At 60.2% G+C, this 22,347-nt stretch carries 17 protein-coding genes; 10 read left to right on the top strand and 7 right to left on the bottom strand.

Annotated features, from left to right (window positions below; genetic code table 11):
• The first annotated feature begins 24 nt into the window (after nt 1–24).
• Nucleotides 25–1,224, top strand: coding sequence for a low temperature requirement protein A (locus BTE54_RS09075; protein ID WP_078052201.1), 1,200 nt, complete (start codon nt 25–27; stop codon nt 1,222–1,224).
• Nucleotides 1,225–1,231: 7 nt separating this feature from the next.
• On the opposite strand, the gene BTE54_RS09070 is transcribed toward BTE54_RS09075, so the two are convergent.
• Complete coding sequence (locus BTE54_RS09070; RefSeq protein WP_078052200.1) at nt 1,232–2,701, bottom strand: glycosyl transferase family protein; 1,470 nt, start codon at nt 2,699–2,701, stop codon at nt 1,232–1,234.
• A gap of 147 nt (nt 2,702–2,848) precedes the next feature.
• Here BTE54_RS09070 and BTE54_RS09065 point away from each other — a divergent pair, with 147 nt between their 5' ends.
• A complete protein-coding gene (locus tag BTE54_RS09065) occupies nt 2,849–4,957 on the top strand; it encodes a TonB-dependent siderophore receptor (protein WP_078052199.1) in 2,109 nt (702 codons plus the stop codon).
• 159 nt (nt 4,958–5,116) lie between these two features.
• Nucleotides 5,117–5,572: a redox-sensitive transcriptional activator SoxR gene (soxR, locus tag BTE54_RS09060; RefSeq protein ID WP_078052237.1), complete on the top strand. Its 456-nt coding sequence runs from the start codon at nt 5,117–5,119 to the stop codon at nt 5,570–5,572.
• A gap of 30 nt (nt 5,573–5,602) precedes the next feature.
• Here the strand turns inward: soxR and amyA are convergent, their stop codons facing one another.
• The 6 genes from amyA to BTE54_RS09030 all read right to left on the bottom strand — a co-directional run bounded on the left by amyA (nt 5,603) and on the right by BTE54_RS09030 (nt 13,458).
• Nucleotides 5,603–7,090 carry an alpha-amylase gene (gene amyA / locus BTE54_RS09055; RefSeq protein WP_078052198.1) on the bottom strand — a complete coding sequence of 496 codons (1,488 nt, stop codon included), beginning with the start codon at nt 7,088–7,090 and terminating at the stop codon, nt 5,603–5,605.
• Between the two features lie 111 nt (nt 7,091–7,201).
• Nucleotides 7,202–8,935 (bottom strand): biotin carboxylase N-terminal domain-containing protein, encoded by a 1,734-nt coding sequence (locus BTE54_RS09050; RefSeq protein ID WP_078052197.1) that lies wholly within the window; start codon nt 8,933–8,935, stop codon nt 7,202–7,204.
• Nucleotides 8,932–10,542: a 5-oxoprolinase/urea amidolyase family protein gene (locus tag BTE54_RS09045; protein WP_078052236.1), complete on the bottom strand. Its 1,611-nt coding sequence runs from the start codon at nt 10,540–10,542 to the stop codon at nt 8,932–8,934. Before BTE54_RS09045 ends, BTE54_RS09050 begins: the two co-directional genes overlap by 4 nt.
• Before the next feature lie 7 nt (nt 10,543–10,549).
• Nucleotides 10,550–11,359 carry a putative hydro-lyase gene (locus BTE54_RS09040; protein WP_078052196.1) on the bottom strand — a complete coding sequence of 270 codons (810 nt, stop codon included), beginning with the start codon at nt 11,357–11,359 and terminating at the stop codon, nt 10,550–10,552.
• A gap of 11 nt (nt 11,360–11,370) precedes the next feature.
• Nucleotides 11,371–12,138, bottom strand: a complete 768-nt coding sequence (locus BTE54_RS09035) for a 5-oxoprolinase subunit PxpA (RefSeq protein ID WP_078052195.1) — start codon at nt 12,136–12,138, stop codon at nt 11,371–11,373.
• A gap of 78 nt (nt 12,139–12,216) precedes the next feature.
• The gene (locus tag BTE54_RS09030) at nt 12,217–13,458 is read right to left on the bottom strand and encodes an NRAMP family divalent metal transporter (RefSeq protein ID WP_078052194.1); all 1,242 of its coding nucleotides are present in this window, start codon (nt 13,456–13,458) and stop codon (nt 12,217–12,219) included.
• A 266-nt stretch (nt 13,459–13,724) separates the two neighbouring features.
• Between BTE54_RS09030 and BTE54_RS09025 the strand changes: the two genes are divergently transcribed.
• The 7 genes from BTE54_RS09025 to nirB all read left to right on the top strand — a co-directional run bounded on the left by BTE54_RS09025 (nt 13,725) and on the right by nirB (nt 22,347).
• Nucleotides 13,725–14,390, top strand: coding sequence for a GntR family transcriptional regulator (locus BTE54_RS09025; protein WP_078052193.1), 666 nt, complete (start codon nt 13,725–13,727; stop codon nt 14,388–14,390).
• Nucleotides 14,391–14,491: 101 nt separating this feature from the next.
• Nucleotides 14,492–15,079: an ANTAR domain-containing response regulator gene (locus tag BTE54_RS09020; RefSeq protein WP_003519752.1), complete on the top strand. Its 588-nt coding sequence runs from the start codon at nt 14,492–14,494 to the stop codon at nt 15,077–15,079.
• A 34-nt stretch (nt 15,080–15,113) separates the two neighbouring features.
• Nucleotides 15,114–16,400, top strand: coding sequence for a CmpA/NrtA family ABC transporter substrate-binding protein (locus tag BTE54_RS09015; RefSeq protein ID WP_078052192.1), 1,287 nt, complete (start codon nt 15,114–15,116; stop codon nt 16,398–16,400).
• Between the two features lie 381 nt (nt 16,401–16,781).
• Nucleotides 16,782–18,074: a CmpA/NrtA family ABC transporter substrate-binding protein gene (locus tag BTE54_RS09010; RefSeq protein ID WP_078052191.1), complete on the top strand. Its 1,293-nt coding sequence runs from the start codon at nt 16,782–16,784 to the stop codon at nt 18,072–18,074.
• A gap of 115 nt (nt 18,075–18,189) precedes the next feature.
• A complete protein-coding gene (gene ntrB, locus BTE54_RS09005) occupies nt 18,190–19,083 on the top strand; it encodes a nitrate ABC transporter permease (protein ID WP_078052190.1) in 894 nt (297 codons plus the stop codon).
• 13 nt (nt 19,084–19,096) lie between these two features.
• Nucleotides 19,097–19,894 carry an ABC transporter ATP-binding protein gene (locus BTE54_RS09000; protein WP_078052189.1) on the top strand — a complete coding sequence of 266 codons (798 nt, stop codon included), beginning with the start codon at nt 19,097–19,099 and terminating at the stop codon, nt 19,892–19,894.
• A gap of 5 nt (nt 19,895–19,899) precedes the next feature.
• A complete protein-coding gene (gene nirB / locus BTE54_RS08995) occupies nt 19,900–22,347 on the top strand; it encodes a nitrite reductase large subunit NirB (RefSeq protein ID WP_078052188.1) in 2,448 nt (815 codons plus the stop codon).

Here is a 22,347-nt window from a genome sequence, read left to right as displayed (position 1 = left end):
TCGAAATCTTGCGGCGGAGGTGGAATGAGAACCGGGGGTGAGCGTCAACGACGCAAAGCGGATGCGGAAAGCTGGATAAGGCAGGAGGGCCAGGACGCCGGCAAGGCCAGCTTCCCCGAACTGTTCTTCGATCTGGTCTTTGTTTTCGCGCTGATCCAACTCTCCCACGCTCTGGCCAAGGATTTTGGGCCGACGGCTGCGCTTGAGGCTGGCATCCTGATATTGTCGCTCTGGTGGCTATGGATACACACCACCTGGATCACAAACCTGCTGAACACGGAAAAGGAGCCAGTCAGGATCCTGCTGTTCGTGCTGATGTTCGGCGGCGTTCTGCTGGCGATCGCGCTGCCGGAGGCTTTTTCGGAACAGGGCCTTGTCTTCGCCCTGATCTACAGCGTGATGCAAGTCGGTCGAAGCCTGTTCGCCCTCTATGCGTTCAGGGGTGAAGACCGGCAGTCTTATCTGGTCTTCGTGCGCGTGACGATCTGGCTCGTGGTATCGAGCCTGTTCTGGCTGGCCGGTGGGCTCGTCGATCTGGCCGATCGCATTCTCCTGTGGGGCATCGCACTTGCAATTGAATATGCCGGCCCCGCCTGCCGTTATGTCGTGCCGGGCGTAGCCTCGAGCGACGAGGACAGGCTGCATCTTTCCGGCGAGCATCTGGCGGAGCGATGTGCGCTCTTCGTCATCATCTGCCTTGGCGAAACGATCCTGACCACGGGACGCACGGCCACCGAATATATGAATTCGGGCCTGACATTCATCGTCTTCTGCTCCGCTTTCGTCAGTACCGTGGCGATGTGGTGGATTTATTTCCATCACGGGCAGGAGGAGGCGTCGAGAAAAGCGGAGAATGCCGAAGAAAAGGCGAAGATCGCCCATAATCTTTTTAACTACGGGCATTTGCCCATCGTGGCCGGTATCATCCTGACGGCGGTGGGGGAGGATTTCAGCCTCTCCCATGCGCGGGATGGCGCAACGATGCGCGAGGCGCTCGCCATTCTCGGCGGTCCGGTTCTGTTTCTGGTCGGCAATATCGGCGTCAAGATCGCCGTCGCCTATCAGCGACCGGTTTCGCATTTTGCCGGCGTGGCGGCGCTCTGCCTGCTTTTGCCGGTGCCGGGTATTCCGCTTTTCGTGCTGCAACTGGTGAGCACGGCAATTCTTCTGCTTGTCGCCCTTTGGGAATATCTGGCGCTGAAAAGGGCCGTCGCCAATGCCTGATCGCTGATCAGGCGTTGACGAGATTGCGCGCCCTGTCGTTCCAGAGCCGAAGGCTGCGGGCATAGGCTTCCTCAAAGGGCAGAGCCATATCGTTGACCAGCATCAGCGCGATGGCTGCCGTCGAGATGATAATGGTTTCTGCCCTTTCGTCCCTTGCGGCACCCGTCCATACCGCCCGCCAATATTCGAAGGTTGTGAACATGGTCGGCATTTCGGCGGGCGGCGTTTCGCGTGCGGGAACGATAAATTCCACATCCCTGCCCTTTGAAAGACCGAAAATCCGGGTGCTGCGAAACGGCGTGAATTGCGCGAAATCCCGCGTATTGCCGAGAATGGCGAGGTTTTCCACCGAAAGCAGTCGCGCGGTGTCCCGATGAAGTTCCTGATAGGACGGGCGGGCGACGCCGATGATCGTGCTTCTGGCGCGAAGCGGATTGAGAAGATGCACGACCGTGTTGAGCGGCAGGCGCATCTCCAGAATGCCGTACAGGCCGAGCAGGCTTTGAAACTGCTGGGACAGACCACCGATCGGCAGGTAGGCGATGCGTTCCGAGGCTGTGGCTTTCGCCGCCTGCGAAAGCGAGTGGCAAAGGGGAATGCCGCAGGCCTGTGCTGCAAGTTCAAGCTTGCCGCCGTTTTCTCCCTGCCCCACATGCCCGTGCAGCAGGACGCTGTATCCCGCCATGGCGACAAGACGCGCGGAATGGAGGAACCACGGCGCATCGCGATGTTTCGGCGACATATAAGCGGGCCAGTCGAGATCCGCCGATGCAGGAGCTTGCTGGTCCCTCTCTATATGTCGCCACATGGCTTCGATGAAACCGGCAAGCTCCGCCGCGGTCACTCCGCGATAATTCATGGTGGCGAGCAGCGCGCCTATCTGTATAGGGTCGGCATCGCCGTCGAGAATGATCGAGAGCGCATCCATCGCTTCCACCTGGCTGAGCGGGCGGCTGTTGCCGATGCCCATCGCGCAGGTTGCGATATATTTGGCAAGCCTCTGCTGCGGATCGGCATTGTGGCCGATGCGCGCAAGACGGTCGGCGATGTTTTCCGGTGTTGGCTGACCTTCCAGAAGAACGCTGGGGCGAAGCGAAAGCGGCGGCGCCTTCATCAGCACGGGCCGCTCCCAGCCGCTTGCACTGGCGTTGGCCGGGGCGGCGGGTTTTTCCTGCGAATAGTCGATAAGGTTCTCGGCCTCCGCCGCCAGCGAACGAATGCGCAGCCGCATGTTTTCGGCAAAGGGGGTGGGACGCAGGCCCTGGCCGGTGCGCAGAAAAAGCTGATCGCCATATCTTTCGCGCAGCTGCTGCAAGATGCGGCTCATGGAAGATGTCGGCAGTCCCATGCCCGCCGCCGCGCGGCTGACGCTGCCTTCCCGCAACAACGCATCGAAAGCGACAAGTAGTTTCAGCTGCCCAAGCCTGTCGGGCCTTGTCGTGGAAGCTGGTTCATCTTTTCTCTTGCCGGTTGTCATCTTGCGATTTTTTTACTCCACCGCTTGTCCGGGGAGCCCTTTTTGCAATTTCTGGAATTTAGAACTGTTCGAAAACAAACGCGTTGCGCCCGCACTCCCTCCTAAATAAGTGGGGTTAAATTCTCAAGTTAAATGCGGGGGCATAACATGGAATTGAAGTACCGCGGCCGCGAAAAGTCCGCGACGGTAATAAAGGCCGGTCTTTCGGCAGCAATGGCGGGAACGGCCCTTAGCATTGCTCTGCCCGTTTTTGCGCAGCAGGCGTCTGAGGGGAACACGGTTCTTCAGCAGATCGTCGTCACCGCATCCGGTTTCGAGCAGAATGTGAAGGACGCTCCGGCCAGCATCACGGTTGTGACGCGGGAAGATCTGGAAAAGGGGTCCTATCGCGATCTGACCGATGCCCTGCGGGAAGTTCAGGGCGTATCCGTCACCGGCATTGCTAATGAAAAGGATATTTTCATTCGCGGTCTGCCCGGTGCTTACACGCTGGTTCTGGTTGACGGCAAGCGGCAGAGCACGCGCGATGCCCGCACCAACGGCAATTCCGGTTTCGAACAGAGTTTCGTGCCGCCGGTTTCGGCGATCGAGCGCATCGAAGTGGTGCGCGGGCCGATGTCCTCGCTTTATGGTTCGGATGCCATGGGCGGTGTCATCAACATCATCACCCGCAAGGTCGGCGATGTCTGGTCAGGTTCCGTCACCACCGAAGGCACGGTTCAGCAGCATTCCAAATTCGGCAATAGCGGCCAGGTCTCCTGGTACGCTAACGGACCGATCCTGAAGGACCAGCTCGGTCTGCAGCTCTGGGGCAGGGGTTTCACACGCGGCGAAGACCGTATTCTGAGCGGCACCACGGGCGCCAAGGAATATGATTTCAACGGTCGTCTGACGTTTACGCCGAACGAGGATCACGACATCTATCTCGAAGGCGGCAAGACGCGGCTGCGCCGCAGCGCCGAGCCCGGCGACACGCTGGCGGCAACCGACGCCAACGGCACCTACAATACCAATACGCGCGACCATTGGTCATTGTCGCATACCGGCCGCTGGGGGCCGACCACATCCGAATTCTCGTTCCAGCAGGAATGGGCGGAGCGTACCAACTTCACCAGAAATATCCGCACCGGCCGCGTGACTGAAAACCCGCGCTCGCCGGAAGTGCGTAACACCGTTCTCGATGGCAAGTTCACGACGCCGTTCGAATTGTTCGGCAACCACACGCTGGTCACGGGCGGACAATATTTCGAGGCGCGGCTGACCGACCAGAACCCGGGACGCCGCACCGGCCGCGATGAGACATTTTCGGCGACGCAATGGGCGCTCTTCCTTGAGGATGAATGGCGCATTGTCGATAATTTCGCGCTGACGGGCGGTCTTCGTCTCGATAATCACGAGAAATACGGCAATCATTTCAGCCCGCGCCTTTATGGCGTCTGGAGCGCGACCGAGGAACTGACCATCAAAGGCGGCATCTCTACCGGTTTCCGTGCCCCGGAAATCCGCCAGATCGCACCGGGTTATGCCTATACGACGGGCGGCGGCGGTTGCACCTATGGCCCGAGCGGCACCTGCGGCGTGATCATCGGCGATCCTAGCCTCGAAGCGGAAAAGAGCTCGAGCTATGAAGTGGCTGCGCTTTGGGACAATGGCGACGTCGCTCTCGGCGCTACCTATTTCTATACCGATTTCAAGGACAAGATTTCCAACGCGCTGGTGCTCAATCCGGATGGAACGCCTGCCCGCTGGAGCGAAGACCGCAACTATCGTCTCTGGTACAATTACAACATCGATGATGCGGTCATTCAGGGCGTGGAACTGACGGCGACATGGTATGCGACGCCGGACCTGACGCTGCGCGGCAACTATACCTATACCCATTCCGAACAGAAAACCGGCGATTATGAAGGCTTCCCGCTGGCGCGCACGCCGGAGCATATGGCCAATCTGCGCGGCGACTGGGTGACCCCAATCGACGGTCTGGAAGCCTGGGCCTCGCTGAACTACCACGGGTCGGAAATCAATGCCGGCCCGCGCATCGGCACCAACGGCACGCCTGTGACGATCAACGGCAAGGCCGGGCGTAAATATGACGCCTACACGACCCTCGATATCGGCGCGAAATATGCGGTTGCCGAAAATGTCGACCTCAATGCCGCCATTTACAATGTCTTCGACAAGGATGTCGGCACCGACGATTTCAACACCGTCATGGAAGGCCGCCGTTTCTGGATCAGCATGACAGCGAAGTTCTGATCCGTGGCCACATTCACGAAATTTGGAGGCGCCTTTGGGCGCCTCTTTTTTTTGGGCTATCGCCTATTGACCTCAACTATGGTTGAGGAATTATACCGGCTGCTCTTTACTATGTTTCCGCGTTTCCGAGCGGAAATCGTGACGGAAGCAGGAGCCAGAATGGAAAGTACCGTATTCAAGCACAGCCTGACGGTTGGGGAGGTTGCCCGCCGCAGCGGCATCGCCGTGTCCACCATCCATTTTTACGAGGCGAAGGGGCTGATTGAAGGTTGGCGAACCGCCGGTAACCAGCGTCGTTATCATCGCGCCGTCCTGCGGCGTATCGCCATCATCCGCATCGCGCAGCGGGCGGGTATACAGCTCAGCATCATCAGGGATGCGATGGCCGATCTGCCGCAGGATCGGGTGGCAACGACGGCCGATTGGCGCAGGTTTTCCCAATCCTGGCGGGAAATGCTGCAGCTTCGCATCAACAGCCTTATCATGCTGCGCGATCAGCTTACCGGCTGCATCGGTTGCGGGTGTCTTTCGCTGGATGATTGTCCGTTGCGCAATCCGAACGATGTTCTGGCCGATGACGGCGCAGGTCCGCGCCGCCTCGTTTCTGCGGAATGAACGGGATTTCCGAACCGGAACGCTTGTTTCTCACTCGGAATCGGCGGCAACCCAGACGCTGACGCTGCCGCCATTGGTGGGAAAGACGCCCTTGCCGCTCTCATCGAGGGTAATCCGTTCTTCACGGTGCCCGAGAAAGTCATGCCAGACCGCCCCGGCGTGATCGGGACCGAGATCGATCTGCTTTTCTGCGGGCTCGCCATTCGACATCACCACCACGCAGCCCGGCGCATCGGCGGCGCCGTGGCGAATAAAGGCGATGCAGCTTGCATCGTCGAGAATATCCGTCTGGGCTCCGTTGGCGAAACGGCTGCGGGCCTCGATGAGTTTCGGCAGGCATTCAATGGCGGGCATATCGATTTTATATTCGTTGCCGTCATTGCCGGTGTCGGTATAGCTCGTGCCGAACAGATCGGGATAAAAGACGCAGGGCACACCCTCTTCGCGCAGCAGAATGATTGCATAGGCCAGAGGCTTGAACCAGGGCTCCACCGGCGCTTCCAGCGATTGAAGCGGCTGCGTGTCGTGATTGTCGACCAGCGTGACGGCATGGTCTGGAACGGCGGACACAAGCGAACCATCGAAGATGCTGCGCATATCGAAATCGCCGCCCTGTTTCGAGGCGTCGTGGAAGCTGTGATGAAGCGCGACATCGAAAAGCATCAGCTGCTTGTCGACGAGTTCGAGATAGCTTTTCAGCGCCTCGAGATCGGGGTGCCAATATTCCGCCACGACGAAAAGATCGGGATCGACCGTTTCGCGCATATGGCCGACCCAGTCGCGGAAGAACCAGGCCGGAATATGTTTGGCGGCATCGAGGCGGAAGCCATCGACCTGCACCTGCTCGGAGAGCCAGCGGCCCCAATATTTGAGCTCTTCGTAAACCGCCCGGTTCCTGAACTCGACATCGGCACCCATCAGATAATCGAAATTGCCGTTTTCCTGATCGACTTCCTCATTCCATTCCCCGTCGCCATACTCATTGACGAGGCGGAATATACCGTCTTCGGTCGGCTCTTCGATGTGATCGACACCGCTGAAGCACTTCAGGTCCCAGATGAATTTGGAGTGTTTGCCGTTGCGGCCGGGAAAGGTGAAGCGGGTAAAAGCCAGCGCCTGAAAGTCTTCATCGTCGATTTCGGTACGGTCTTCGGGATTGACGCGGCGAACCCGTACCTTTTCCTTTTCATCCGCACCCATCTTGTGATTGAGAACCACGTCATGAATAACGCGGATGCCGTTTTCCTTCAGCGCCCGGCCCGCATGTTCGAGGGCGGCGCGATCGCCATATTTGGTGGCGACGGTGCCCTTCTGGTCGAATTCACCGAGATCGAAAAGATCGTAGGTATCGTAACCGACCGAATAACCGCCGGCAGCACCCTTATAGGCGGGTGGCAGCCAGATATCGGTGATGCCCATTTTCGCAAGGCTTTCGGCCTTTTCGGCTACCTCGCTCCATAATTTCCCTCCGTCCGGATAATACCAATGGAAGAACTGAAGCAAGGTGCGTCCGGCCATATTTCCCTCACAGTCGTTAGCAGGTCGCGCCATAAACGGCCCGGCGGCGAAAGGGTTCCGCCGCCGGCCATGCGCGATCTGCAATTGTGAGGCCGCTGGCCTGTCCGTATATTAGCCGGCTATCTCGAGAAGGGCTGCGCCCGCCTGCAGATAGTCGCCTTCCTTGACAATGAGGCGGACTTTGCCCGCCTTGGTGGCGACAATCTGCGTCTCCATCTTCATGGCTTCCATGACGGCCAGAAGATCGCCTTGCGACACCGCATCACCGTCTTTTACTTTGAAGGATTGCAGGGTGCCGGAAACCGGGGCGGTGATTTCGCCTTCCTTTTCCTTGGGGGCGGCGGTGCCGGGAACGGCCCCGCTGTTGCCGCTAACCGCACCGAGGCTGGAGAGCAGCAGGCTGGGCAGACCTACCGATACACGCTTGCCGTCGATTTCCAGAAAAGTGCGGGTGACGGAAGGGTCGTCGGCCGGTGCCGGGCGCTCCATGGCATCCGGCATGGCGGCGAAATCGGTCTCGATCCAGCGGGTGTGAACCTTGAAACCGTCAGTTCCGACGAAGTCTTCGGTTTCGATTGCGGCCCGATGGAACGGCAGGACGGTGGCGATGCCTTCGATGCGGAATTCTTTGAGCGCGCGGCGGGCGCGGCGCAGAACCTGATCGCGGTCGGCGCCGGTGACGATCAGCTTCGCCATAAGCGAGTCGAATACGCCCGGCACGCTGGAGCCGCTGACGACGCCGCTATCCACGCGAATGCCGGGACCGGAGGGGGCGTTGAAAACCGAGATCGACCCGGGGGTCGGCAGGAAGCCCCGGCCGGGATCTTCGGCATTGATGCGGAATTCCATCGAATGGCCACGCGGTTCCGGCGTTTCGAGAACCCGCAGCTTTTGGCCTTCAGCAATACGGAACTGCTCGATGACGAGATCGATACCGGTGGTTTCTTCGGTAACGGGATGTTCCACCTGCAGGCGCGTATTGACCTCGAGGAAAGAAATCGTGCCATCGACGCCGAGCAGGAATTCGACCGTGCCGGCGCCGGAATAACCGGCAGCGGCGCAGATAGCTTTTGCAGCCGCATGGATTTTCTGCCGCTGTTCGGCGGAGAGGAACGGGGCGGGAGCCTCTTCGATCAGCTTCTGGTTCCGGCGCTGCAGCGAACAATCGCGGGTGCCAAGGACGAGCACATTGCCATGCTTGTCGGCCAGAACCTGCGCCTCGATATGGCGGGGCCGGTCAAGGAAGCGCTCAAGGAAACACTCGCCGCGGCCAAAGGCGGCCGTTGCCTCGCGCACGGCGGATTCGTAGAGATCGGCGATCTCTTCCATCTTCCACGCAACCTTCAGACCGCGACCGCCGCCGCCATGGGCCGCCTTGATGGCGACGGGCAGGCCGTGTTCTTCGGCGAAGGCCGTGACTTCGGCAGCGGAAGAAACCGGGCCGTCACTGCCGGCGACCAGCGGTGCGCCGACGCCGGTGGCAATGCGCCGTGCCTCTACCTTGTCGCCCAGTGCCTCGATGACGTGCGGGTCGGGGCCGATCCAGATGAGGCCGGCATCGAAAACGGCACGCGCAAATTCGGCGCGTTCGGACAGGAAACCGTAACCGGGATGAATGGCATCCGCGCCGGCGCGTTTGGCAATCGCAATCAGCTTGGCGATATCGAGATAGGTCTCGGCGGGACGCACGCCCTCCAGCGCATAGGCCTCATCCGCGAGCCGGACGAAGAGCGCATCCTGATCGGGATCGGCATAAACGGCGACCGATTGCAGGCCGTAATCGCGACATGCGCGGATGATGCGGACCGCGATCTCGCCGCGATTGGCAATCAGCACTTTTTTCATCGCTCTTCTCCTCGGAATTCTGTGTTCTTGGCCGCGATTTCGGCGAAGGGGCCGATTGGGCGGAATTTGATTTTGGCGTTGACGGGGATTTGTCCCGCAAGATCGAGATGATATTCGGCGACAGCGCCGATGACGGGATAACCGCCGGTTAGCGGATGGTCGGCAAGGAAGAGAACCGGCTGGCCGCTATGGGGAATCTGGATCGCCCCTGTCGCCGTGCCTTCGCTCGGCAATTCGGCGCTGTCCTTGCGCTCCACCGGCACGTCGCCGGCAAGGCGGATGCCAACGCGGTTCGATTGCGGCGTGACCTGCCAGAGCTGGCCGGTCAGCGTCTCGACGCCCTTTTGCGTGAACCAGTCGGTGCGGGGGCCGAGAACGACGTCCAGCGTGACGACCTCGCCCATTGCCGGCGCTTCGAAGGCCGGAACCTCGTCGATCGATACGCTGGAAAGGCCGGTCTTTTCGCCTTTGAGGGAAAGGATGGCGCCTGTACCCACCGGCTCTGGGCCGACGACAGCCAGCGTATCCGTTGCGAAACTGCCGAGCACCGGCTCGACATCGAAGCCGCCGCGCACCGCAAGATAACAGCGCATGCCCTTTGGCGGCTGGCCGAAAGTGACCACATCACCGGGTTCGAGCGGCACCGGGCCAAGGGTCTTTGCCGCGAAGCTGCGATCTGCCGTGGTGATCGTGACGGGGCAGGGGGCGCCTGCAATGCCGATGACGACGCGGCTTGTGCTTTTAAAGGAAAATCCGCCGAGCGTCAGTTCGAGACAGGGCGTGTTGACCGGATTGCCGACGATGCGGTTTGCGGCATTAAACGCGCCGCGATCCAGCGCGCCGGAGGCGGAGACACCCTGCCCGGTCTGGCCGAAACGGCCGAGATCCTGAAAGATGGCAGGCATCGGCGCGGCCAGCACCTCGAAATGCGGGCCATCCTTTCTTGGTACTTTCCTGGCCGGTGCCGGAGCTGGGATATCGACCGTTCGGCCGGTCCTGTCCATGTCGAAGAAACGCACACGGTAGCCCGGCTGGAAAAGCGCGCCGGGATCGCGGTCTATATCCCACATCTTCACCGGCGTGGTGCCGATGATCTGCCAGCCGCCGGGGCTGTTTTGCGGGTAGACGCCGCTGAAGGCGCCGGCCAGCGCCACCGAACCTGCCGGAATGCGGGTGCGCGGGCTTTGCCGGCGTGGCACATGCAGCGCCGGATCGCCGCCGACCAAATAACCGAAGCCGGGAGCGAAGCCGCAAAAGGCCACGGTGAATTCGCTTTCGGTGTGGCGGCGGATGACCTCTTCGATGCTCATGCCGGTCAGTTCGGCAACATCGGCGAGATCCTCACCATTATAGTGGACGGGGATTTCCACGAGATTGTCCGAAGGCGCGATTTTTGCCGAGAGATCGCGGCTTGCCAGTCGCGCGGCCAGCGCTTCGGCATCGATCTTCTCAGGGCGAAAGCGGATCATCAGGGTGCGGGCAGCCGGCACCGTCTCTTCGATACCTTCGACCGGATCGTTCTGAAGCGAGGCGAAAAGCGCCAGCGTTTCATCGAGATCGGCGAGTTCGACAAGAATGGTGGTGAGGCTGACGGGGAGAAAACGCATCATGTCCTCACGCGTGATAGGCTGAATCGGGAATGTCGGTGATGAACATGTGCCCCGGCGCATGGGTGATCGCAAAGGGCACGCCCGACGCCATCACGGCGGCCTGGGGTGTGACGCCGCAGGCCCAGAACACCGGAACTTCGCCCGGCTCGATTCGCACCGCATCGCCGAAATCAGGTTTCGAAAGATCGGTAATGCCGATCTCTTCCGGTGCGCCGACATGCACGGGCGACCCGTGTACGGCCGGAAAACGTCCCGAAATGGTCGCAGCATCGGCGACCCGCGAGGCCGGGATCGGCCGCATGGAAACGACCATATTGCCCTTCAGCCGACCGGCCGGGCGGCAGGGCCGGTTGGTGAGATACATCGGCACATTGCTCTTGTCGGTCATATGGCGGATTTCGATGCCCGCTTCCACCATCGGCGTTTCGAAGGTGAAGCTGCAGCCGATCAGGAAGGCGACGAGATCGTCACGCTCCGCCCAGGCGGCGGTTGCATCCGCTGTTTCCTCGACGAGCTTGCCGTCCCGCCAGATGCGGTAGAGCGGCAGGTCGGTTCTCAGATCTGCGCCGGGCGCGAGCAGTGTTGTCGGCGAACCGGGATCGGAGACATCCAGCACCGGGCAGGGTTTGGGATTGCGCTGCGCGTAAAGCAGGAAATCGAAGGCCCAGTCGCGCGGCAGCACAATCATGTTCGCCTGCGTGAAGCCGGGCGCAATGCCGGAAGTTGGGGCGACGAGGCCGTCGCGATAGGTCGCACGGGCCTTTCGTGCGGCGTCCGCGTCGGTGTGGTTGAGATAGGATGTCGGTATCGTCATCGGCTATCCTTTCAACGATTGGATGCGAAAGAGCGGATGTCGATACCATCAGCCTCGAAACGGCGACGGATTTCCTGGGCGATGGCGACGGCACCGGGGCTGTCTCCGTGCACGCAGATGGATTGCGCTTCGATTTTTATGATGCTGCCATCGATGGCCTCCAGCGTGCCTTCGCGGGCAAGCTGCACCATGCGGTCGGCGATTTTGGCCGCGTCATGCAGCACGGCACCGGCTTCGCGGCGGGAGACGAGTTGGCCCTGAGGCGTATAGGCGCGATCCGCGAAAGCTTCTGCGACGACGGCAAGACCTGCCTTGCGGGCAAGATCGAGGATGGGCGCGTTCGCAAGACCCATCAGCACCAGCGAAGGATCGACGGCCTTGATGCCGTCAATGACGGCCTGCCCCTGTTTCGCATCGTTGGCGATGCGGTTGTAAAGCGCGCCATGCGGCTTGACGTAACGCACCGTTGTGCCGGCAGCGGCGGCGACGCCTTTCAGTGCGCCGATCTGGTAGATGACATCGGCGATCAGTTCTTCCGAGGTCGCGTCCAGATCGCGGCGGCCGAAGCCGACGCGGTCCGGATAGGAGACATGGGCCCCAACGACCACGCCTTTTTCGGCGGCGGCCTTGACGGTGCGGTAGATACCGGCCGGATCGCCGGCATGAAATCCGCAGGCGATGTTGGCGCTTGAAACGATAGCGAGCATCGCTTCGTCGTCTCCCATGCGCCATGCGCCGTAACTTTCGCCAAGATCGCTGTTGAGATCGATAGCGGCCATGTTTGCCTCCCTTCAGAGCATTTCCAGCAAAAGTGCGTAGCGGTTTTGCGTCCGGAAAATGCGTAAAACACTAGTTTATTACAGGCCGAGCAGGCCGAAGATGGTGCCGGCGGACTTGTAGCCCATGTACCATGTCAATGCGCAGGTCAGGACGCCAAGCACAAGCAGGATGCGTGGGTAACGATAGCCGCCCATCAGGTCTTCGCGTTTCCATGCGGCGAACAGGAAGATGCTGAGGCCGATGGGCAGGATGAGGCCGTTCAGGCCGCCGACGAAGACCAGCATGGCGGCGGGCGGCGTGGTGATCAGCAGGTAGCAGACAAGCGAGACGGCGATGAAAACGACCGTCGCCATGTTGCGGGCACGTTCGGTCATGTCCTGCTTGAAGACGGGCAGGAATGAAACCGAGGTATAGGCCGCGCCGATGACGCTGGTGATGGCCGCTGCCCAGAAGATGATGCCGAAGAGCCGGAAGCCGAGATCGCCCGCGGCCGAACGGAAGGCCTGTGCGGCCGGATTGGCGGCCTGGCCCGACGTATCGATGATGACGCCGCTGGCGACGACGCCGAGAATGGCGAGGAACAGCACATAGCGCATGACGCCGGTGACGGCGATGCCGGTCAGCGCCGCGCGGTTGACGGCAGGCAGGTTTTCGATGCCGACCATGCCCCGGTCCAGCAGCCGGTGTGCGCCGGAATAGGTGATGTAGCCGCCGACGGTGCCGCCGACGATGGTGGTGATGGTTGCGAAATTGATCGTATCCGGCAGGAAGGTCTGGCGGAAGGCGTCACTCACCGGCGGTGCGGAAACGAAGGCCACATAAAGCGTCAGCACGATCATCAGGATGCCGGCGAAGATGATGAACCGGTCGACGGCAAGGCCTGCGCGTTTGGAAACGAAGATGGCAATGGAAAAGACCGCGCTGATGGCGCCGCCGATTTTCGGGTCCAGCCCGAAAATGGCGTTCAGGCCAAGGCCGGTGCCGCCAATATTACCGATGTTGAAGAACAGGCCGCCGATAATGACGAGAATGGCCAGAAGATAACCGGAACCGGGAATGGCGGCATTGGCGATGTCGGATGCGCGCATGCGCGTCAGTGTAACGATACGCCAGATGTTGAGCTGGACGACGAAGTCGATGAGGATGGAGGCGAGGATGCCGAAGGCGAAGGCGGCACCGAGCTGGGTCGTGAATGTCGCCGTCTGCGTGATGAAGCCGGGACCGATGGCGGATGTCGCCATCAGGAAGATCGCCCCCATCAGGGATGCGCGTTTTGACATTTTCATATCGGCAGTCGGGGTGAGCTTTTTCTGCTCCATGGATTTTCTCCGCTCCTGTCGCAATCCGCCCCTCGCGGATGCTTTATGCGGACGATCTTGTCCTGTTCTGCGAAATTGTCAACTTTGTTCAACAATATAAAGTTATCGTTCTTTCATTTTGTCCATTTGTTGGACGTAATGAGCAGGATTTAATCACGTTTTTTTCGTGCTTTGCTAATGCTTTGTGCTATGGGCAATCATGCCGTGTCCGAACATGCCTGTCACGGAATTCCCGATGCTGCATTGCTCTTAAGGAAAGGAGCGCCATGACCGAAACGATAGAGGGTCTGCCGCTTGCGGATCGATTGGCCAAGGGTATTCGCACCCTGCTGATCTCCGGCGAGTTGATGCCGGGACAGCGCCTATCAGAGGCAGCCTTCAGTGAACGTTTCGACGTCTCGCGCAATTCGCTGCGCGAAGCTTTCCGGCTGCTGACCAAGGACGGGCTTCTGCGCCACGAGGCAAATCGCGGCGTGTTCGTCGCCGTTCCCACCATATCCTCGGTCATCGATATTTACCGGGTGCGACGCATGGTGGAATGCGGCGCACTTCGCCAGGCCTGGCACAAGCATCCCGCAATCAAGACGATGCGGGCAGCGGTCGAGGACGCCAAGGTCAAGCGTGAAGATGCAGACTGGCTGGGTGTGGGCAGCGCCAACATGAAATTTCACGCCGCCGTCGTCGATCTTCTCGACAGCGCTCGCCTCAGCGATTTTTACGAGCGTATCGCCGCTGAACTCAGGCTTTGTTTCGGCTTGCTGAAAGATCCCGAACAGCTTCATTCCCCCTTCGTGGACATGAACAGCAAGATCCTGTCGCTGATGGAAGAGGGCAAGGCGCAAGAGGCCGGCGACGAGATGGAAATCTATCTCAATCTGTCCGAGCGGACGGTTCTGAAGGCGCTTGAACGCGCCGTCGAACACGCTTCCTGACATGACGGGCGGCAGGGTAGGAAACGACCCTTGCCGCTCCCGCCATTTTTTGCATCCGCAACCGATTGCCAAGTTTGCTGCGCTGCGTCATCAATGCTGACATGACGCTTCGCGACCTGACCATTCTCGTTATCGACGAAAACGCGATCCGCGCCTCCATCATCGAGGAGGGGCTGCGCGAGGCCGGCTATCATCGCGTCACGGTCATCCATGAGGTGAACGGGGTGGCGCGCACCATCGAGACGCTGCAGCCCGATGTCATCTTCATCGATCTTGAAAATCCCAATCGTGACATGATGGAGCATTTGTTCCAGCTTACCCGCACGGTCGGCCGGCCGATCGCCATGTTTGTCGATCGCTCCGATACCGCGTCCATCGAGGCGGCCGTCGAGGCGGGCGTTTCCGCCTATGTGGTGGACGGGCTGAAGAAGGAGCGGGTCAAACCCATTCTCGATATGGCGGTCAGCCGCTTCAATGCCTTCAGCCGTTTGCAGCGGGAACTTGCCGAAGCGAAATCGGCGCTTGAGGAACGTAAGGTCATCGAGCGTGCCAAGGGCATTTTGATGAAGATGCGCGGCCTTTCCGAAGAGGAGGCCTTTGCGCTTTTGCGGCAAACGGCGATGAACGAGAAGAAGAAGATTTCCGAGATCGCGCAAAGCGTGGTCACCGCGGCCGGTCTGTTGATGTGACGAACCGCCGGTCGGACAGTGTGGAGTGAATGATATGGCGGCACCGGAAAAAACGGCCGGATCAGACAGCGGCGTAACGCAAGCACCGGCAATCGTCGGCAGCGACCGGCAGAAAATCCTGCGCGCCGGCTTTATTCCGCTTGTCGACGCATCCGTCCTGATTGCTGCGGCCGAATTCGGTTTCGCGGAACGCGAAGGCCTTTCGCTCGATCTCGTCAAGGATGTTTCCTGGGCGAATGTGCGCGACCGGCTGGCGTTTCGGCAATTCGATATCGCCCACATGCTGTCGCCGATGCCCGTCGCCTCCATGCTCGGGCTTGGCTCAAATCCGTCGCCGACGATCACGCCCTTTTCACTCGGGCGCGGCGGCAATGCGATCACGCTTTCGACCCGGCTGTTTGCACGGATGAAGGCTTTGACCGGGCTTTCCGAAACGGCCGGAGCGCTCGAAAATGCCGAGGCGTTGAAGCGGGTGCTCGATGATATGCGCGCCCGCGGCGAACCGACTCCGACGCTCGGCATGACCTATCCGTTTTCATCGCACAATTACGAGTTCCGCTACTGGCTTGCCGCCGGCGGCATTCACCCCGATCACGATGTCAAGCTTGTGGTCGTGCCGCCGCCATTGACCTCGGATGCGCTTGCCGCAGGGGCCATTGACGGTTTCTGCGTCGGAGCGCCGTGGAACATCGTCGCCGCCGAGCGCGGTGTCGGCCGGATCGTTGCGGCCAAGCAGGATTTGTGGCCTTCCGCACCGGAAAAAGTCATCGGCATGCGACCCGAATGGGCGGAAAACCAGCAGGAAACGGTCGGACGGTTGCTGAAGGCGCTCGATGCCGCCGCGCGCTGGTGCGACCTAGCCGAAAATCACGATGATCTCAGCGCTGCCCTTGCCGATCCCCGTTATATCGGCGCACCGGAAGGTATCATTCGCCGTGTGCTTGCCGGTGAATTCAGTATCGATAGCCAGGGCAACCGCCGGGTGATCGACAATTATTTCATCTTCCACGGTGGTCACGCCAATTATCCGCGCCAGAGCCAGGCATTGTGGATCTACAGCCAGATGATCCGCTGGGGGCAGGCCGAGTTTTCACCGGCCGGTGTGGAGGCCGCCCTGTCTGCCTACCGGCCGGATATTTATCGGGCGGCGCTGGGCGACGCCAATGCACCTGACGATGCCGATATCCGCATCGAGGGGCAGGAAGAGCAGGACCGTTTCGTTGATGGCCTCGTATTCGATCCCGCCGACATTGCAGGCTACGTGAACGCCTTTTCCGTGCGCACCGCCGCACCGTTTTCTCCGACTTCAGGCGAGACGTAAGCGGCGTCATGCCTTGCGGGCTGCGCAAATTTCAAGCGCAGGATTCTGCTCTTTGCACAAATGGAAGACACAAAATGCGCTGGTTAAAATTTAATCAGTAGATAGATTTTTAAAAATACTCTTTTATTTTCAATAATATAATCTGGTCTTTATAAACTGGCACGCCTCTTGCTTCTTGTTTTTTGCACCGGTCAACGGCGATCGGGGCAAAGCAAGGCGCGGCATAGGCGCTTTCAGAAGACACAGACGTCGCAAGGTTTTGCTGCCCGGAACACCTCCCGTTCCGCAGGCGCAAACACCGAGCGGCGTTTTTTTATTTTCAGGTTTTTTCGCAAGCGAAAGCGTCACCCGCAGAGGTGGGCCAATAAGGGGAACATGCGAATGAAAAAGATATTCTCCGGCGATGTCAGCCGCCGCACGATACTGAAGACGACAGCCACCGCCGCCCTTGTCAGCGCCGTGCGCGTGGCCTTTCCGTGCGGTGCTTTCGCAGCCACCGCTGAGCCCGAGGTGAAAGGCGCGAAAATCGGCTTCATCGCGCTCACCGATGCCGCCCCGCTCATCATTGCGGCGGAAAAGGGCCTGTTCGCCAAACACGGCATGCCGGATGTCGAGGTTCTGAAACAGGCCTCCTGGGGCGCGACGCGCGACAATCTCGTGCTCGGCGGCGCATCGAACGGCATCGACGGTGCGCATATTCTGACGCCCATGCCCTATCTCATGCATACCGGCAAGGTGACCCAGAACAATGTGCCGGTGCCGATGGCCATCCTCGCCCGCCTCAACCTCGACAGCCAGGGCATTTCCGTTGCCAAGGAATATGCCGAAACCGGCGTTCAGCTGGATGCCTCCAAGCTGAAGGCGGCTTTCGAGAAAAAGAAGGCCGAGGGCAAGGAAATCAAGGCCGCCATGACCTTCCCCGGCGGCACGCATGATCTCTGGATCCGCTACTGGCTGGCCGCCGGCGGCATCGATCCGGACAAGGACGTCTCGACCATCGTTGTTCCGCCGCCGCAGATGGTCGCCAATATGAAGGTGGGCAATATGGACGTCTTCTGTGTGGGCGAACCCTGGAACGAACAGCTCGTCAATCAGGGCATCGGTTTCACCGCCTGTACCACCGGCGAACTCTGGAAGGGCCATCCGGAAAAGGCGCTCGGCATGCGCGCCGACTGGGTGGAAAAGAACCCCAATGCCACCAAGGCGCTGCTGATGGCGGTGATGGAAGCGCAGCAATGGTGCGACGAGATGGCGAACAAGGAGGAAATGTCCACCATCCTCGGCAAACGCCAATGGTTCAACGTGCCGCCGAAGGATGTGCTTGGCCGCCTGAAGGGCAATATCAATTACGGCAACGGCCGCGTGCTCGAAAATACCGGCCTGCAGATGAAGTTCTGGCAGGACCATGCCTCCTATCCCTTCCGCAGCCACGACAGCTGGTTCATCGCGGAAAACATCCGCTGGGGCAAATTCGCACCCGATACGGATGTGAAAGCGCTGGTGGAGAAGGTGAACCGTGAAGATATCTGGCGCGCGGCGGCCAAGGATCTCGGCGTTGCCGATCTTCCCGCCTCCACCTCGCGCGGCAAGGAAACCTTCTTCGACGGCAAGGTCTTCGACCCGGAAAATCCGTCGGCCTATCTCGAAAGCCTGTCCATCAAGGCGGCCTCCTGAGGAGGAGACCCGGGGTATCGCCCCTCATCCGCCAGATGCGCTGCCCAACCGGCGCGACTGAAGACCGGATGAGGGGCGAGCCCCAGACCGCAACCGAAATCAAGAGGAAACGCCCATGTCCGCATTGGCCCGAAAATTCAACGAAGAGCCGCAGCAGCCGGTAGCGCAGAAGGCAAACGTCGTGTCGCTTGCGCCGAAACAGTCGCCGCGGATCGATCTGCGCAAATGGGGTGCGGCCGCTGCCCGCAACATTGTACCGCCGTTCATCGTCCTCGCCATTCTGCTGGGCGTCTGGCAATTGCTCTGTTCCGCCCCCGGCTCATCGCTGCCGCCCCCGAGCCAGGTTTTCGAGGAGAGCTACGATCTCATCGTATCGCCGTTCTTCCATAATGGTTCGCAGGATATCGGCCTTGGCTGGCGCGTGCTGGTCTCGCTGGAGCGTGTGGCTTACGGTTTCGGCCTCGCCGCTATTGCCGGTATCATTCTCGGCGCTGTCGTCGGTCAGTCGGTCTGGGCCATGCGCGGTCTCGATCCGATCTTCCAGGTGCTGCGCACCGTGCCGCCGCTTGCCTGGCTGCCGCTTTCGCTGGCCGCCTTTCAGGACAGCAATCCTTCGGCCATTTTCGTGATCTTCATCACCTCCATCTGGCCGGTCATCATCAATACCGCAGTCGGCGTGCGCAATATTCCGCAGGACTACCGCAACGTGGCGCAGGTACTGCGACTCAACCAGCTGGAATTCTTCTTCAAGATCATGCTGCCTTCGGCGGCACCCTACATCTTCACCGGCCTGCGTATCGGTGTCGGCCTTTCGTGGCTCGCAATCGTCGCGGCGGAAATGCTGACCGGCGGCGTCGGCATCGGTTTCTTCATCTGGGATGCGTGGAATTCCTCGCGCCTGCCCGACATCATCGTGGCGCTCGTCTACATCGGCGTCGTCGGCTTCGTGCTCGACAAGCTGGTGGCGGCGCTTGGCAAGGTCATCACCCGCGGCGCTGCGGCAAATTAAGAGGGCGACGATCATGAACGCTTATCTGAAGCTCGATCACATCGACAAATATTTCGACAAGGGCGGTTCGCGCGCCGAGGTGCTGAAAGGCATCAATCTCACCATCGAAAAAGGCGAATTCGTCTCCGTCATCGGCCATTCCGGTTGCGGCAAATCCACCATGCTCAATCTCATCGCCGGACTGACGAAAGTGTCTGCCGGCGCCGTTCTGCTCGAAAACCGCGAGGTCAACGAGCCCGGCCCGGAACGCGCCGTCGTGTTCCAGAACCACAGCCTGCTGCCATGGCTTTCGGTTTATGAAAACGTCAATCTTGCCGTGGAAAAGGTCTTCCGCAACACCAAGACCCGGGCCGAGCGGCATGACTGGGTCATGCGCAATCTCGATCTCGTGCAGATGGCCCATGCCAGAGATAAGAAACCCTCTGAAATTTCCGGCGGCATGAAACAGCGCGTCGGAATTGCCCGCGCGCTCGCCATGGAGCCCAAGATCCTGCTGCTCGACGAGCCTTTCGGTGCGCTGGACGCGCTGACCCGCGCCCATCTCCAGGACGCGGTGATGGAAATCCACGCCCGGCTTGGCAACACCATGGTCATGATCACTCATGATGTCGACGAGGCGGTGCTGCTTTCCGACCGTATCGTAATGATGACCAACGGTCCGGCAGCCCACATCGGCGAAGTGCTGGAGGTGCCGCTGGCACGCCCGCGCAACCGCATCGAGCTCGCATCCGACAAAACCTACCTCAAATGCCGCGAGGCCGTGCTGAAGTTCCTTTACGAACGTCACCGCTTCGTCGAAGCTGCGGAGTAACGCCCATGACGCAAAAACTCGTCATCATCGGCAATGGCATGGCGCCGGGACGCATGCTGGAAAACCTGTTCGAAACCGCTCCCGGCCTCTACGACGTCACCATTTTCAACGCCGAGCCGCGCGTCAATTACGACCGCATCATGCTCTCGCCGGTGCTTTCTGGCGAAAAGAGCTATGAAGACATCGTCATCCACAATGACGAATGGTATGCGGCTAACAATGTCACGCTGCATAAGGGCGCGAAGGTCACCGGCATCGACCGCGACAGGAAGACCGTGTCCAGCGAAAACGGCATCACGGTTTCCTACGACAAGCTGGTGATCGCCACCGGTTCGTTGCCCTTCATCATTCCCGTCCCCGGCCATCAATTACCGGGCGTGCTCGCCTACCGCGATCTCGACGATGTGACGAAGATGCTGGAAATCGCCGAGGGCAAGGGCCGCGCCATCGTCATCGGCGCTGGTCTTCTCGGACTCGAAGCCGCTTATGGCCTCAAGCGTCAGGGCATGGATGTCACCGTCATCCACCTGATGCCGACGATCATGGAGCGCCAGCTCGATCCGGCAGCGGCCTATCTTCTCGAAAAGGCGCTCAATGAGCGCGGCATCGACATCATCACCAAGGCCAATACCAAATGCATTCTTGGTGAGGAGAAGGTCGAAGGCATCGAGCTGGAAGACGGCCGGGTCATCAAGGGCGACATGGTGGTGATGGCGGTCGGCATCCGTCCTGCCTCGGGTCTCGCCAAGGAGGCGGGTATAGCCGTCAATCGCGGCATTGTGGTGGATGACGGCATGATGACGTCCGACGCTTCGATCTATGCGCTTGGCGAATGCGCCGAGCATCGTGGCATGTGTTATGGCCTCGTTGCGCCGCTTTATGAATCGGCACGGGTGCTGGCGGACCGGCTGTGTGGCGGCTCGGCCGAATATCACGGCTCTGTCACCAATACCAAGCTGAAGGTCACCGGCATCAACCTGTTTTCCGCCGGTGATTTTGCAGAAGGCGACGACCGCGAGGAAATCGTGCTGCGCGATGCCACCGCCGGTGTCTATAAGCGCCTGATTCTCAAGGAAAACCGCATCATCGGCGCGGTGCTTTACGGCGAGACGGCGGACGGCTCGTGGTTCTTCGATCTGATGAAGAAATCGACCGATATTTCCGCCATGCGCGAAACCCTGATTTTCGGCCAGGCCTATCAGGGAGGGTCGCCGCTGGACCCTATGGCGGCCGTTGCAGCCTTGCCGGATGATGCGGAAATCTGCGGCTGCAACGGCGTCTGCAAGGGCAAGATCACATCGGCCATCACCTCCAAGGGGCTGACATCGCTGGACGATGTGCGCGCCCACACCAAGGCGTCCGCCTCCTGCGGCAATTGCACCGGCCTCGTCGAGCAGCTCATGACGATAACGCTCGGCGACAGCTACAATCCCGCTGCCGTGCAGCCCATGTGCAAATGCACCGATCTCGGCCATGACGATGTGCGCCGTCTCATCAAGGCCAAGGGGCTGAAGACCATCCCGGCCGTGATGCAGGAGCTGGAATGGAAGACCTCCTGCGGCTGCGCCAAATGCCGACCGGCGCTTAATTATTACCTCGTCTGCGACTGGCCGGATGAATATGCCGACGATTACCAGTCGCGTTTCATCAATGAGCGCGTCCACGCCAATATCCAGAAGGACGGCACCTATTCCGTCGTGCCCCGCATGTGGGGCGGCGTCACCTCTTCCTCCGAACTGAGGGCGATTGCGGATGTGGTCGACAAGTTCGAAATCCCGATGGTGAAGGTGACGGGCGGCCAGCGCATCGATCTTCTCGGCATCGAGAAAGAGGATTTGCCGGCGGTCTGGGCCGATCTCGGCAAGGCCGGCTTCATTTCCGGCCAGGCCTACGCCAAAGGTTTGCGCACGGTCAAAACCTGCGTCGGCCAGCAATGGTGCCGCTTCGGCACGCAGGATTCCACCGGACTTGGCATCCGCATCGAAAAATTCATGTGGGGTTCGTGGACGCCCGCCAAGCTGAAGCTTGCCGTTTCCGGCTGTCCGCGCAACTGCGCGGAGGCCACCTGCAAGGATATCGGCGTCATCTGCGTCGATTCCGGTTTCGAGATCCATTTCGCCGGTGCCGCCGGTCTCGATATCAAGGGCACGGAAGTTCTGGGTCTCGTCAAAACCGAGGATGAGGCGCTGGAACATATCGTGGCGCTGACGCAGATGTATCGCGAACAGGCGCGCTATCTCGAGCGCATCTACAAATGGGCCAAGCGCATCGGTTACGACGAAATCCGCCGCCAGATCATGGACGATGCGGAAAAGCGCAAGGCCTATTTCGATCGCTTCGTCTTCAGCCAAAAATTCGCGCAGGTCGATCCCTGGTCGGAACGCGTATCCGGCCACGACAAGCACGAGTTCAGGCCCATGGCGGCGATCGGTTTCAATCAGGCGGCGGAGTGA

It is taken from the genome of Agrobacterium sp. YIC 4121, from assembly GCF_002008205.1.
Lineage (GTDB): Bacteria > Pseudomonadota > Alphaproteobacteria > Rhizobiales > Rhizobiaceae > Agrobacterium > Agrobacterium leguminum.
Note: the sequence above shows the minus strand (reverse complement) of the source record. Positions and strands in the feature narration are given on the sequence as shown.